The sequence below is a fragment of the Alteraurantiacibacter lauratis genome (genome assembly GCF_037154155.1).
Lineage (GTDB): Bacteria > Pseudomonadota > Alphaproteobacteria > Sphingomonadales > Sphingomonadaceae > Alteraurantiacibacter > Alteraurantiacibacter lauratis.
The window spans coordinates 178,524-191,037 of record NZ_JBANRN010000001.1 but is presented as its reverse complement, the minus strand read 5'-3'; the positions used below and the strand labels follow the sequence as shown (position 1 = coordinate 191,037).

At 62.9% G+C, this 12,514-nt stretch carries 12 protein-coding genes; 3 read left to right on the top strand and 9 right to left on the bottom strand.

What is annotated here, in order from left to right; all coding sequences use genetic code 11:
• Positions 1 to 4 precede the first annotated feature (4 nt).
• Genes WFP39_RS00875 through ndhC form a run of 3 tightly spaced genes read right to left on the bottom strand, consistent with a single transcriptional unit; the run spans position 5 to position 1,787 of the window.
• On the bottom strand, positions 5 to 856 hold the full coding sequence (locus tag WFP39_RS00875) for an NADH-quinone oxidoreductase subunit C (protein ID WP_336917219.1): 852 nt from the start codon (positions 854 to 856) through the stop codon (positions 5 to 7).
• Complete coding sequence (locus tag WFP39_RS00870; protein ID WP_336917217.1) at positions 856 to 1,416, bottom strand: NuoB/complex I 20 kDa subunit family protein; 561 nt, start codon at positions 1,414 to 1,416, stop codon at positions 856 to 858. The genes WFP39_RS00875 and WFP39_RS00870 overlap by 1 nt, the downstream gene beginning before the upstream one ends.
• On the bottom strand, positions 1,413 to 1,787 hold the full coding sequence (gene ndhC, locus WFP39_RS00865) for an NADH-quinone oxidoreductase subunit A (protein WP_336917215.1): 375 nt from the start codon (positions 1,785 to 1,787) through the stop codon (positions 1,413 to 1,415). Before ndhC ends, WFP39_RS00870 begins: the two co-directional genes overlap by 4 nt.
• A 312-nt stretch (positions 1,788 to 2,099) precedes the next feature.
• Here ndhC and WFP39_RS00860 point away from each other — a divergent pair, with 312 nt between their 5' ends.
• On the top strand, positions 2,100 to 3,296 hold the full coding sequence (locus WFP39_RS00860) for a thiolase family protein (protein ID WP_336917212.1): 1,197 nt from the start codon (positions 2,100 to 2,102) through the stop codon (positions 3,294 to 3,296).
• A 151-nt stretch (positions 3,297 to 3,447) separates the two neighbouring features.
• Entirely contained in the window at positions 3,448 to 3,837 is a 390-nt protein-coding gene (locus WFP39_RS00855) for a hypothetical protein (protein ID WP_336917210.1), read from the top strand.
• A 16-nt stretch (positions 3,838 to 3,853) separates the two neighbouring features.
• Here the strand turns inward: WFP39_RS00855 and WFP39_RS00850 are convergent, their stop codons facing one another.
• A complete protein-coding gene (locus tag WFP39_RS00850; protein WP_336917208.1) occupies positions 3,854 to 4,336 on the bottom strand; it encodes an SH3 domain-containing protein in 483 nt (160 codons plus the stop codon).
• 139 nt (positions 4,337 to 4,475) lie between these two features.
• Here WFP39_RS00850 and WFP39_RS00845 point away from each other — a divergent pair, with 139 nt between their 5' ends.
• A complete protein-coding gene (locus tag WFP39_RS00845; RefSeq protein ID WP_377923200.1) occupies positions 4,476 to 5,801 on the top strand; it encodes an ammonium transporter in 1,326 nt (441 codons plus the stop codon).
• 55 nt (positions 5,802 to 5,856) lie between these two features.
• On the opposite strand, the gene WFP39_RS00840 is transcribed toward WFP39_RS00845, so the two are convergent.
• From WFP39_RS00840 to WFP39_RS00820, 5 genes are all read right to left on the bottom strand, one after another.
• Positions 5,857 to 7,263 carry an NAD(P)H-dependent flavin oxidoreductase gene (locus WFP39_RS00840; RefSeq protein ID WP_336917206.1) on the bottom strand — a complete coding sequence of 469 codons (1,407 nt, stop codon included), beginning with the start codon at positions 7,261 to 7,263 and terminating at the stop codon, positions 5,857 to 5,859.
• Between the two features lie 22 nt (positions 7,264 to 7,285).
• Positions 7,286 to 8,044 (bottom strand): class I SAM-dependent methyltransferase, encoded by a 759-nt coding sequence (locus WFP39_RS00835; protein ID WP_377923201.1) that lies wholly within the window; start codon positions 8,042 to 8,044, stop codon positions 7,286 to 7,288.
• Between the two features lie 45 nt (positions 8,045 to 8,089).
• On the bottom strand, positions 8,090 to 9,217 hold the full coding sequence (gene prfB / locus WFP39_RS00830) for a peptide chain release factor 2 (protein WP_336917205.1): 1,128 nt from the start codon (positions 9,215 to 9,217) through the stop codon (positions 8,090 to 8,092).
• Between the two features lie 106 nt (positions 9,218 to 9,323).
• Positions 9,324 to 9,851, bottom strand: a complete 528-nt coding sequence (locus WFP39_RS00825) for a peroxiredoxin (protein ID WP_336917522.1) — start codon at positions 9,849 to 9,851, stop codon at positions 9,324 to 9,326.
• A gap of 91 nt (positions 9,852 to 9,942) precedes the next feature.
• Complete coding sequence (locus tag WFP39_RS00820; RefSeq protein WP_336917203.1) at positions 9,943 to 12,492, bottom strand: penicillin-binding protein 1A; 2,550 nt, start codon at positions 12,490 to 12,492, stop codon at positions 9,943 to 9,945.
• Between the last annotated feature and the right edge of the window lie 22 nt (positions 12,493 to 12,514).

Genomic DNA, 12,514 nt, shown 5'->3' with positions numbered 1-12,514 from the left:
CCGCTCATTCACCGGACTCCTTCTTCTTCGCGGCGGACTTTTTCGCAGCTGGCTTCTTGGCGGCAGGCTTTTTCGCAGCGGGCTTCTTGGCGGCCGCCTTCTTTTCCACCTTCGCAGGAGCAACCGCGTCGGTCTTTTCGGCAGCCTTCGCATCAGCCTTGGCACCCGCGCCGGTATCCTTGGGGCTGTCGGTCGTCTTAGGCGTGGGCACAGCAGCCGGCGCAGGCGGCGGGGGAGCGGCAACGGCCTTTTCATCCCCCGGCAGGATGTAATCCGCGCCTTCCCACGGGCTCATGAAATCGAACTGCCGCATATCCTGCGTCAGCTTCACCGGTTCGTACACAACGCGCTTATCCTCTTCGGAATAGCGCAGTTCCTGATAGCCGGTGAGCGGGAAGTCCTTGCGGAAGGGATGCCCTTCAAATCCGTAATCGGTCAGGATGCGGCGCAGATCGGTATTGCCGGCGAACAACACGCCGAACATGTCGAACACTTCGCGTTCCAGCCACCCGGCGTTGGGCCACAACGTAGTGACCGTGGGAACCGGTGTTGCCTCGTCCGTGCTCACCTTCACCATCACCCGATGGTTGCGGGTGAGGCTGAGGAGCATGTAGACAACCTCGAACCGTTCAGGCCTGTCGGGGTAATCTACCCCGGCCATTTCCATCAATTGCTGGTAATCGTGGCTGTCACGCAGCAGGCGCAGGGCATCCTCGATGCTCTCGCGCTTCACGGTCAGCACGATTTCGCCATGCTCTTCCTTTGCAGATAGCAGCATGGCGCCCAGCGCGGCGGAAAGCGTTTCCAGCGCACCCTCAAACGGCGCGTAACGCGGGGCGGAATGCAGCACAGCCATCAGCGTTCAATCGTCCCAGCGCGGCGGATTTTCCGCTGCAATTGCATCACGCCATACAGCAGCGCCTCGGCCGTGGGCGGGCAACCGGGCACATAGATGTCCACCGGCACAATGCGATCACAGCCGCGCACCACCGAATAGCTATAGTGGTAATAGCCGCCGCCATTGGCGCAGCTGCCCATCGAGATGACGTATTTCGGCTCGCTCATCTGGTCATAGACCTTGCGCAATGCCGGGGCCATCTTGTTGCACAGCGTGCCCGCCACGATCATCACGTCCGACTGACGCGGAGAGGCGCGCGGAGCAACGCCGAAGCGTTCCATGTCGTAACGCGGCATGTTCACGTGGATCATCTCCACCGCGCAGCAGGCAAGACCAAAGGTCATCCACCACAGCGAACCCGTACGCGCCCACTGGAACAGGTCCTCGGTGCTGGTGACAAGGAAGCCCTTGTCGTTCACCTCGGTCTGGAGGGCGTTGAAATAATCGGCGTCAGGCTGGCGCACCTGCCCGCCCTGGGCAGTCGGCAAACCGGAAACGGCAGGAGTCATGGTGTTCATTCCCAATCCAACGCTCCCTTTTTCCATTCATAGGCAAGGCCCACGGCCAGAATGCCCAGGAAGATCATCATGCTGCCCCAGCCTACCCAGCCGGTCTGATCCAGGCTGACCGCCCAGGGAAACAGGAAGCTGGCTTCCAGATCGAACAGGATGAAGCTGATCGCGACAAGATAGAAGCGCACATCGAAACGGTCGCGCGCGTCCTCAAACGCGGGGAAGCCGCATTCATACTCGCTCATCTTCTGCGCGTCAGGCTTGTGCGCGCCGGTCAGCCGCGCCACGCCCATCGGCAGGAACACGAACAGCGCCGAAAGGCCGAGCGCCACGCCGAGAAACAGCAGGATCGGCAGATATTGTGTCAGATCGACCAAGGCAGACTCGCTGGCTTTGAGGGTTGCATCTATGACTGATGCGGCGGCGTCTAGGCAATGACCCGCCATACTGCAAGGCCGATGGCGGCAGAAATCCGGGAGATTTCGCAAGAGCGCGTATGTCCGGCAGTCCAATACGGCCAAGAGACTGTAAATGAGGCAAATCACGCGCGCCCCTCCTGCGGATTGCGGGTGCGGATGCCCGTGCACTAACATTTGCTGCAATGCACAAACTTGCATGCGTCACATTCGGGCTTTAGATCGGGCGCAACCGGCACAACTTGCCGCCTTCCATTTGAAAGGCCCCCTGCCATGACGTCCCTGCATCCCCGCGATCCCATCGTCATCCTCTCCTACGCCCGCACGCCCATGGGCGCGATGCAGGGTGCATTGGCGGAAGTGGCAGCGACCGATCTTGGCGCAACCGCGATCAAGGCAGCCGTGGAACGCGCGGGCATTGCGGGCGAGGATGTGGAACGCGTCTATATGGGCTGCGTGCTTCCCGCCGGCCTTGGACAGGCCCCTGCCCGCCAGGCCGCGCTGAAGGCGGGCCTGCCCCTCGGCGCGCAAGCCACCACGGTCAACAAGGTGTGCGGATCGGGTATGCAGACCATCATCATGGCATCCGAGGCGCTGGCCGCAGGCGGCGCGGATGTGATCGTGGCAGGCGGCATGGAAAGCATGACCAACGCGCCTTACCTTCTGAAAAAGCACCGTTCAGGCGCACGATTGGGCCATGATACCGCCTATGATCATATGTTCCTTGACGGGCTGGAAGATGCCTACAAGCCCGGCACCGCGATGGGCCTTTATGCCCAGCAGATGGCCGATAGCTATCAGCTGACCCGCGAGGAAATGGACGCTTATTCGCTTGCCTCGCTCGCGCGCGCCAATGACGCGGTATCGAGCGGTGCCTTTGCCGATGAAATCGTGCCGGTCACCATCGCCACGCGCGCCGGCGAGATCGTGGTTGATACCGATGAAGCCCCCGGCAAGGGCCGGCCGGAGAAGATTCCCAGCTTGCGCCCGGCCTTTACCAAGGACGGCACCATCACCGCCGCCACATCTTCCTCGATCAGCGACGGGGCCGCTGCCCTCGTCCTGTCGCGCAAGAGCGTCGCCGAAGCCAAGGGGCTGACGCCAGTGGCGACAATCGTTGCCAGTGCCGCCCACGCCCAGGACCCCGCCGCCTTCACCACCGCGCCGGTGGGGGCGATCCAGAAGCTGCTCGAAAAGACCGGCTGGATCGTGGACGATGTTGATTTGTGGGAAGTGAATGAGGCCTTCGCCTGCGTCACCATGTTTGCCATGCGCGACATTGGCATCCCGCATGACAAGATCAATGTGAACGGCGGCGCAACCGCGCTGGGCCATCCGATCGGCGCCAGCGGCACGCGCATTGTCGTCACCCTTATCGCCGCATTGAAGGCGCGCGGACTGAAGCGCGGCATAGCCTCCCTGTGCATCGGCGGGGGCGAGGCCACCGCGCTGGCTGTGGAGGTCGCCTGATTACCAGGATTGGCTTCACATATCTGCGACAATTGCGACACAATTAACCAACTAAGTGCCTGAATCAGGACAGACTCCGTAGCTCTCCAGTTGCGGAATTGATTTCCTGTGTTACCTGAAGCCAAATCTATGGCCTTGGGGGACGTCAGGAATGAAGAAAAAGCTTGTTGGAATTGTTGCTGCAACCTTGCTTTCCGCGTGCGGCAGCGGCGACAATTCTGCCGGGACAGCCACGCCGACACCAACGCCCGCAGCGCCCGATAGTCCGCTGGTGGGCGTCTATGGCGGCACCGACATGGACGGGAACAATTGGACGTCCCAAATAAACGCGGATGGCACCTATGTCGATACGGTCGGGGGTGAACTCTCCGAAAGCGGCACCTGGACCCATTCAGGGAATCAGGTCTGCTTCACCGCGCAAAGTGCGGATGGGCCTGCCCCCTCACCGACATGCCTGACGCTGGTCAATGTGAATGATGACGGCTCGCTGCTCATGGCCGATCAGGTAGGCAACGAAACCACCGTTCCGCGTTTGCGATAAACGCGACCGGCGGGGCTCAGGGCGCGCCCGCGCCCCACAGCCGGTCACGCGGAACCCACCCACGACGTCGACCGACGGAAAATTCGCACCAATCGGCCTCGCAAGCGCCCAGATTGCCAATCACGCCCTGTTCCACATTCCAGCGCAGCGCTGCATCGCGGGCGGGCATATCGCGCATGGGAACAGGCGCGCCCTCGGTCACGATGGCGGTGCGCCGCAGTGAAAGCAGCTGGTTGAACACCCAGCCACGCGTGCCGTCCACCTCTTCGATCAGCCGCCAACCCTGCTGCAAGCGCAGCACCTTCACTGGCAAGCCTTCGCGCCGGTAAACCCACGCAATGCGGTACCTTTCGCTTGGGCCGACACGCAGGTTTACTTCCTCGGACGAAAGGCTGGCCCAATAGGGCACCGCCCGGTCCTGTGCAGAAGCCGCAGTAGGCTGCATCAGACCGGTGGCCAGACAGATAGGAAGCAGCAGGCGCAGCAAAATGCGTTTCATGCCCGCTACCTAGAGCACGCAAGGGATTCGCATCAAGTCGCTGCATCGCCCACTTGCCGGAAAGCTGCGCTCTGGCATAACAGGTCCCGCTTACCAGAAGGGGCGCCGGGGAAACGCGGCGGGGATTGAGGGGATACCAATGAATCGCAGGGTTGCCGCGCTTGGCGCGTTTGCTGTCTGGTCGCTGCTGGCTCCGGCAGACGCCATGGCGCAGGGCGGGCAGGACATTGTCGAAGTGGTGGAAAATTCCGGCGACACCGCGTGGATCCTCGCTTCGGCCGCGCTCGTGCTGCTGATGACGCTGCCGGGCCTCGACCTGTTCTATGGTGGTCTCGTCCGTGCCAAGAACTTTCTGTCGGTCTTCCTGCAAGTTGGCGCGATCGCGGCAGTGGCATCGACCTTGTGGATCGTGGTCGGCTACACGCTGGCCTTTGGCGACAGCAGCCTGGGCGGATGGCTGGGCGGTGGGCAGCACTGGATGCTCTACAACCTCGACGCCGTCTATCCCGGCCTTGCAATTCCGGAGAGCACGTTCGTGCTGTTCCAGATGACCTTTGCCGCCATCACCCCGGCGCTGATGGTGGGTGCATGGGTGGAACGCGCACGCTTCGCCTTTATCATCACCTTCTGCGCGATCTGGGGCCTCGTCGTTTACGCGCCTGTCGCGCACTGGATCTGGGGCGGAGGCTGGTTGGCCGCAATGGGCGCGCTGGATTTCGCGGGCGGCATGGTGGTACACACCACGGCCGGGATGTCCGCACTGGTCATTGCGGTGCTGCTGGGCAAGCGGCAGGGCTTTCCCAAGAGCGCGCTTTTACCGCACGCGCCGGGTATCACCATGCTTGGCGCGGTGCTGTTGTGGGTCGGCTGGTTCGGATTCAACGGCGGATCGGCGCTGGGTGCAACCGCCAGCGCCAGCGATGCGATCATCAACACCCATGTCGCGGCCAGCGTCGCGGCCATGGTGTGGATCGCGATCGAGCGCATCAAGTTCGGCAAGCCGACAACGGTAGGCTTTGCCACGGGTGCGATTGCGGGCCTCGCCACCATCACGCCCGCGGCGGGCTTTGTCTCCCCCGGCGCGGCGATCCTGATCGGTGCGGCAGCTTCGATCGTTTGCTATTACGCCATCCAGCTGATCAAGATGCGGCTGCATATCGACGACTCGCTGGATGTGTTCGCGGTGCACGGTGTGGGCGGAATGATCGGTTCGATTCTGCTGGGGATGTTCCTTTCCGCTGGCCTGGGCGGCGCGGGCTATGACAGCGTGGGAGCAGGCAGCATGGGCGCACAACTGGGCGTGCAAGCGCTGGGCGTGGCGATCGTAGCCGGATATTCTGTTGTGGCAACGGCCCTGATTGCCCTTGCGATCAACCTGTTCGTGCCGATGCGCGTGAACGAGGAGGAAGAGGTGCAGGGCCTCGACATCACCAGCCACGGTGAACGCGGCTGGGAGTTCGACTGAGCAAGCGGTGGCTGGGCAGCGCCGCCCCTGAAAGGCGGCCCTGCCCTCACCCGCCTCAATCCCCGGTCAGGATCCGGTCGACCAGTTCCTTCACCGTGGGGGTGAAGTTGTTCGAATAGAACGGATCGGTCTTGAAGCGGTAGGCCGCGTGACCGGCAAAGACGAGGTTCTTGTCGAGCGGTTCGCCATGGATTGCGCCCTGGAGTGCCTTCTGGATGCAGAAGCTGCGCGGATCCGCCAGGCGTCCGGTGGTGTAATCGTCATGGTCCTTCCATGACGAAAACCCGCAATGCGACAGGCAGCCCATGCAATCGGTCTGATCCTTCCGGATCATGTTCCGCTCTTCGGGCGTCACGAACACCACCGTGTCATCCGGCGTCTTGAGCGCTTCGGTAAAGCCCTGCGCCGCCCATCCGCGCGCGCGTTCCAGGTCCCGCGGGGCGACCCAGAAATTACGGCCCTTCACGCCCACATCCAGTTGCACCGTATGCTCGCCCGCTTCGACCCGGCTGTAGGGGATCTGGCGGTGGCTGCGTTCTTCCAGGCTGCGGAGGAACGGGTTGCGTACGGCCGAGCTGTAAAATCCCGTGGGCGAAAAGCGGTGCAACAGCACATCGCCCGGCTCAATCGTGCGCAACAGGTCTTTCCACGCTTGCGGTATCGGGCTTTCCTGCGTCAGCAGCGGTCGGGTGCCGAACTGGAAGGCGACCAGGCCGAGTTCCGGATTGTCGATCCAGTCGTTCCATTCGCGCAAGGCCCATACGCCGCCCGCCATCACGATCGGCACATCTTCCGAAACACCTTCGGCGCGCATGGTTTCGCGCAGCGCCTTGACGCGGGGATAGGGATCTTCGGGCTTGGTCGGGTCTTCGGCATTGGACAGGCCGTTATGCCCGCCCGCCCGCCACGGATCCTCATACACCACCGCACCAAGCAGTTCGGCGACCTTGTGATAGCTGCGCTTCCACAGCGCGCGGAATGCGCGGGCGGAACTGACGATGGGCAGGTAATGCACATTGTAGCGCTGCGCGATCTCGGCCAGCTTGTAGGGCATCCCGGCCCCGCAGGTGACGCCCGACACCATGCCGCGCGTCTTTTCCAGCACCCCTTCGAGCACCGCCTGCGCCCCGCCCATTTCCCACAGGACGTTGATATTGATCGCGCCTTTCCCGCCGGCGATTTCCCAGGCGCGGCGCACCTGTTCAACCCCGCCGGCAATGCCATATTCGATCAGTTCCTGATGCCGATCCTTGCGCGTTGCGCCGTGATAGACCTGCGGAATGATATTGCCATCCGCGTCATAACTGTCGGCATTTACTGCGCTAACCGTGCCGATTCCCCCTGCAGCCGCCCATGCGCCGGAACTGGCATGGTTGGTGGCGGCCACGCCCTTGCCTCCTTCGATCAGCGGCCAGACTTCGCGGCCAGCATAAACAATCGGCTTCAGTCCTTTGAAATTCATCTATTCCTCAAACAGCCCCAACCTAACCGCTTGGAACCTTTCCATTGGTGCCGGGCGCGCTGCACGGCTTGATATCTTTCGGCTGCGGGCGCGCAGCAGCCACTTCGAACTGCGCATAGTAGCCTGCAATCTCCGGCTTAAGGTCAAAATCGACAAGGCGAAAGCCCAACTGCGCAAATTCACAGAACAGCAATTGCGGGGCAATGCCGTGCTGATCGGTCGGCCGGTCGATATCGACCACGATCACCTGCCCGCCGGGCCGCAGCGCCTCGCGCATACGCCACAGGAAGGCATAGGGTTCGGTGATCTCGTGATACATGTGCACCATGAAGATACGGTCGAAACTGGCGGGCGGCAGGCGCGGATCGTCGGGCGCGCCCAGCACGATGGAAACATTGTCGAGCCGTTCAGCCTCCACCCGCGCGCCCAGACGGCGCAGCGCATCCTCGTCGATATCGTTGGCGACGACGCGACCCTGTTCACCGACGCGGGCAGCAAGGCGGACGGTGTAATAGCCCTCCCCCGCGCCAATATCGGCCACGGTCATGCCGGGCACGATGGCGGCCTTGTCCATCACCCGCTCCGCCTCGCGCCGGTCATCACGCGCCTCTTCGGTGGAGAAAGAAGTAGCGCCAAGTCCGGAAACGGGCCTGTGCGGCAGGGGAAATTCGCGGGCCGTGGCAGGGCGGTCGGAATCGTCGGTCGGCTGGCAGGCTCCCAACACAAAGCCCAGCGCAAGCGCTGCCGCACCAGCCACCGATTTTGACAGGCGATCCTTCACAGCGCCGCCTTTAGCGGGAGTGGCGGCAGATGGCAAAGCGCGCCCTTAATCGACGTCTTCAACCGACACCTTCTCGCCCGTCACCCTCTGCGCCAGAGCAGCGGCGATGAAGGGATCAAGCGCTCCGTCGAGCACATCGCCCGGAGCGGTGGAAACCACGCCGGTGCGCAGGTCCTTCACCATCTGGTAGGGCTGGAGAACATAGGAGCGGATCTGGTGGCCCCAGCCAATCTCGGTCTTGGCCTCATACTCACTGCCCGCCGCGGCCTCGCGCTTGGCCAGTTCGGCTTCGTAAAGCCGGGCCTTGAGCATGTTCATCGCGGTGGCGCGGTTCTTGTGCTGGCTGCGGTCATTCTGGCTGGCCACCACTATGCCGGTGGGCAGGTGGGTGATGCGCACCGCGGAATCGGTGGTGTTGATATGCTGCCCGCCCGCACCCGATGCACGATAGGTGTCGATCCGCAGATCGCCTTCGTTGATCTCGATCTCGATATTGTCGTCGATCACCGGATAGACCCAGACCGAACTGAACGAGGTATGCCGCCGCGCGCTGCTGTCATAGGGGCTGATGCGGACAAGGCGATGCACCCCGCTCTCGGTCTTGGCGTAACCGTAGGCGTTTTCGCCCTTGATCAGCAGCGTCGCACTCTTGATTCCGGCCTGTTCGCCCGCCTGGTATTCGACTGTCTCGACCTTATAGCCACGCTTTTCCGCCCAGCGGGCATACATGCGCAGCAGCATTTCGGCCCAATCCTGGCTTTCGGTTCCGCCCGCCCCGGCATGGATCTCGATATAGGTGTCGTTGGCATCCGCCTCGCCCGACAGCAGCGCCTGCACCTTGTCGGCATCGGCGCGTTCCGCAAGTCCTGCAAGCGAGGCGAGGCCATCGGCCACCACGCTGTCATCACCCTCGGCCTCACCCAGTTCGACAAACTCCACCGCGTCCGCCATCTGGCTTTCGATCTCGCGCACCGTGCCGATCGCGGCGTCGAGCCGGCGGCGTTCGCGCATGACCTCTTCGGCCTGCTTGGGATTGTCCCACAGTGTGGGGTCTTCCACGCGGGCGTTCAGTTCATCGAGGCGCCGGACCGCGCGTTCCCAATCAAGCGCCTTGCGCACCAGGGCCAGCGCAGCTGTGATCCGGTCAATATGGGCCTGCCCCTCGGCACGCATGGTCTGCTCTCCGCGAAAGATGAGGCGCGCCGTTAGCGCAAGGCGTGCCAAAACGAAAGGGCCGGCCCATCAGGCCCGGCCCTTTTGCGACAAAACCGCCTCTCCTTTACCGCGAAAGCGCCCGCACCGCGGCCAGCGTACGGGTGACATGCTCGCGCCAGTCAAGGTCGGAATGCACCATCACGATGCGCCCGTCCGGCGCGATGACATAGGATGTGCGGTTGGTCAGCCCGTTGCCGAAAGCCACATCATATTGCTGGATGATATTGGGGCTGGCGCGGCCCACGGGGAAGGCGCCGCGGCATTCCTCGCGGCTGAAGCGCTGGAGCGTGGGGATATCATCCGCCGAAAGGCCGATGACCTGCGCACCCGCGGCACGGAAATCGCCCATCGCCTCGGCAAAGGCATTGGCTTCCAGCGTGCAGCCCTGGGTAAAGGCGCGCGGAAAGAAATAGAGCACGACCGGCCCCTTGCGCAGCTCCGCCGCCAGATCAAACGCAAAGGTTTCCCCCGCCAAGGCACCAGTGGTGGTGAACGCAGGCGCGCGTGTGCCGCTGGACAAAGCCGCGGAAGCGGGTGTGACATGACCTGCCAGCGCGACGGCGGCAAGAAGGGGGAGGATGAACTTACGCATATTCATGGCCGTGCAATACTCTTTCTCTCCAAGGGGAGGCTTCTCCTATGCCAGATCGGTGATTGGCCCAAGCCCTCCCAAAGGCGGTGCATCAATAGATGCCGCCCTGCTCTTCGACGAAATTGCCCGGCGTCTCGGACGAATGATCGCCACTTGCGCCAGCAGGACCTTCTTCGCGCCGCCGCAACTGGGCAAGGATCAGTTCGCGCAAGGCGTCTATCTCGTCCTGGCGCTGGCTGCGGCGCGGTTCGGTATCGGGCTTGAACGCTTCCCAGATCACCGCACTCATCGGATCATTGGTGGGCCATCCGTCGAGCACGCGGCGGCCTGTCCTCCGGTCAATCCGCACCATGCGTACGCCTTCCGGCGCAAGAAATGGCCGGCCGTCCCACCGATCGCGGCTGGCGCGCACGAAATCGCCAAAGATCGGCGCGCCAGTATTGCCGCCCTGAATCCAGCCACCCAGATTGCGCGGCTGGTCAAAACCGACATAGGCGCCCGCAACAATATCGGGCGAACCGCCCACGAACCAGGCATTGGTGGGGCCGGTTGAGGTGCCTGTCTTGCCGAAAAGCGGGATGTTCAAGTCGCGCAGCCGCGTGGCGGTGCCACGCTCAATCACGCCGGTCAGCATGTTCACAACCTGAAACGCGGTGCGCGCATCCATCGCCTGCCGACCGCGCGGGGCAAGCCGGGGCATGGGAGAGCCATCCCATTCATCCATGTTGCAGCCGGTGCATTCGCGCGTGTCCGATTTGTAGATAACCTTTCCATCGCGGTCCTGCACGTAGTCGATCACTGTGGGCGCATTCAGTCGCCCGTGATTGACAAGCGCGGAATAGGCATTGACCATGCGCAGCACGGTGGTGTCACCTGCACCCAGCGCAAAGGCCGGATAGGGCTGATAGACCCCCTTATCGGCAATGCCCATCGCCTCGAAAGTGTTGATTACCTGCTCCATCCCGGTGTCCATCGCGATGTGAACAGTCATCAGGTTTTTCGACTGTTCGAGGCCATAGCGCATCGGATATTCCCCGCCGCCCCGGCTGCCGCCGAAATTGGTGAAGCATTTTTCGCCGAGATTGGCGCCCTGATAATAGCAATACTGGCTGTCGGGGACCATCGTCGCGGGCGTCATCCCGGCATCGAGCCCAGCGGCATAGACAAAGGGCTTGATGGTGGAACCGGGTTGGCGGTTCGCCTGCGTGGCGCGGTTGAAATCGCTCAGCCGGGAATCAAAGCCACCCTGCATGGCCAGCACCCTCCCCGTATGGGGATCCTGCACCACAAAGCCTCCCGATACCTCCGGCACGGCGCGCAGCCGCCAACCATTGCCTTGCGGCGAGACGGCGATCACATCGCCCGTCTTCATCGCATCGGGCACGCCCCCTGCCAGGCTGCCTTCCCGGCCATCGGCAAAGGCAATGGCCGCCGATTGCCCGGAGCGCCCCGTCACAACCGCGATCCGCCAATCCTGATAGCTGATCGAAAGGTTGGAACTGGCCAATTGCGAAGCAAGGTTGCCGTTAGCGGGATTGAGCGTCGCCACCGGCCCTGTCCACCCGCGATTGCCGTGATAGCGGATAAGCGCGGCACGCAACGCATCGCGCGCCGCGTCCTGCAATTCGGTATCGAGCGAGGTGCGCACCCATAGTCCACCGGCATACACGCTGTTGCGCCCGTCTTCGGCCGTCTCGCCGAAACGCTCAATCAACTGACGGCGCACTTCTTCCAGGAAATAGCCGGCATCGGCGGATCGTTCGGCCCGCGCGCCCTGGATGATGCCGAGCGGCATCGCCCTCGCGGCATCGCGCTGCTCGGCCGTGATGTGGCCGTTGTCGTACATCTGGCCCAGCACTATGTTGCGCCGGGTCAGCGCTTCGTCGAAATTCGCCTCGCGGCTGTAGCTTTCGGGCGCCTTCGGCAGGATTGCGAGATAGGCCATTTCGTGCAGCGCCAGATCGTCCACATCCTTGTCGAAATAGGCACGCGCCGCCGCCTGCACGCCAAAGGAGCGGCGGCCGAGGGGAATTTCGTTGAGGTAAAGCGTGATGATCTCCTCTTTCGAGAGCACGCTTTCAATACGCGTCGCCAAGATCATTTCCCGCAATTTGCGAGTGATCGAGTATTCATCGCCGATCATGATGTTCTTGGCTAGCTGCTGGGTGATGGTGGACCCCCCCACCGCGCGCTCGCCGGTCCCGATTTTGCTGACATAATCGATCACGGCACCGATAAAGCCGCCCGCATCGATGCCGCCATGCGTCCAGAAGGTCTTGTCCTCTGCGCTGGTATAGGCGTTGAGCAATTGCGGCGGCAGGTCCTTGAACTGCAACGCCACGCGACGTTCGCGCTCGTAGCGGTGGACGATTTCGCCGTCTGCGCCGCGCACGACCGAAGGCAGATTTGGCTCGTATTCCAGCAGCACTTCGGCATCGGGCAGGTCGCGCGCAAGGACGAACCAGCCGGCAATCAGCAGCAGCAGCCCTGCGCCCGCCGTGATGACAAGGAGCCGGAACCAGCGTTTCTCGCGCCAACTGCCCCGAAACCAGGCCGTCAAACCGGCAATCGCGCCGCCTGCCTCGCGGCGGATGCGGTAATGCAGCGGCTGGGCGGTGGCGGTATCATCGGTTTCGGACATGCGGCGCCTTTAGCACGCGAAA

Excerpts from the sequence above, each read along its gene's own strand:
- WFP39_RS00860 (WP_336917212.1), top strand. The coding sequence starts at position 2,100 with ATGACGTCCCTGCATCCCCGCGATCCCATCGTCATCCTCTCCTACGCC.
- WFP39_RS00840 (WP_336917206.1), bottom strand. The coding sequence starts at position 7,263 with ATGAATTTCAAAGGACTGAAGCCGATTGTTTATGCTGGCCGCGAAGTC.
- WFP39_RS00875 (WP_336917219.1), bottom strand. The coding sequence starts at position 856 with ATGGCTGTGCTGCATTCCGCCCCGCGTTACGCGCCGTTTGAGGGTGCG.
- WFP39_RS00855 (WP_336917210.1), top strand. The coding sequence starts at position 3,448 with ATGAAGAAAAAGCTTGTTGGAATTGTTGCTGCAACCTTGCTTTCCGCG.
- WFP39_RS00825 (WP_336917522.1), bottom strand. The coding sequence starts at position 9,851 with ATGCGTAAGTTCATCCTCCCCCTTCTTGCCGCCGTCGCGCTGGCAGGT.
- WFP39_RS00845 (WP_377923200.1), top strand. The coding sequence starts at position 4,476 with ATGAATCGCAGGGTTGCCGCGCTTGGCGCGTTTGCTGTCTGGTCGCTG.
- WFP39_RS00820 (WP_336917203.1), bottom strand. The coding sequence starts at position 12,492 with ATGTCCGAAACCGATGATACCGCCACCGCCCAGCCGCTGCATTACCGC.
- WFP39_RS00850 (WP_336917208.1), bottom strand. The coding sequence starts at position 4,336 with ATGAAACGCATTTTGCTGCGCCTGCTGCTTCCTATCTGTCTGGCCACC.
- prfB (WP_336917205.1), bottom strand. The coding sequence starts at position 9,217 with ATGCGTGCCGAGGGGCAGGCCCATATTGACCGGATCACAGCTGCGCTG.
- WFP39_RS00870 (WP_336917217.1), bottom strand. The coding sequence starts at position 1,416 with ATGAACACCATGACTCCTGCCGTTTCCGGTTTGCCGACTGCCCAGGGC.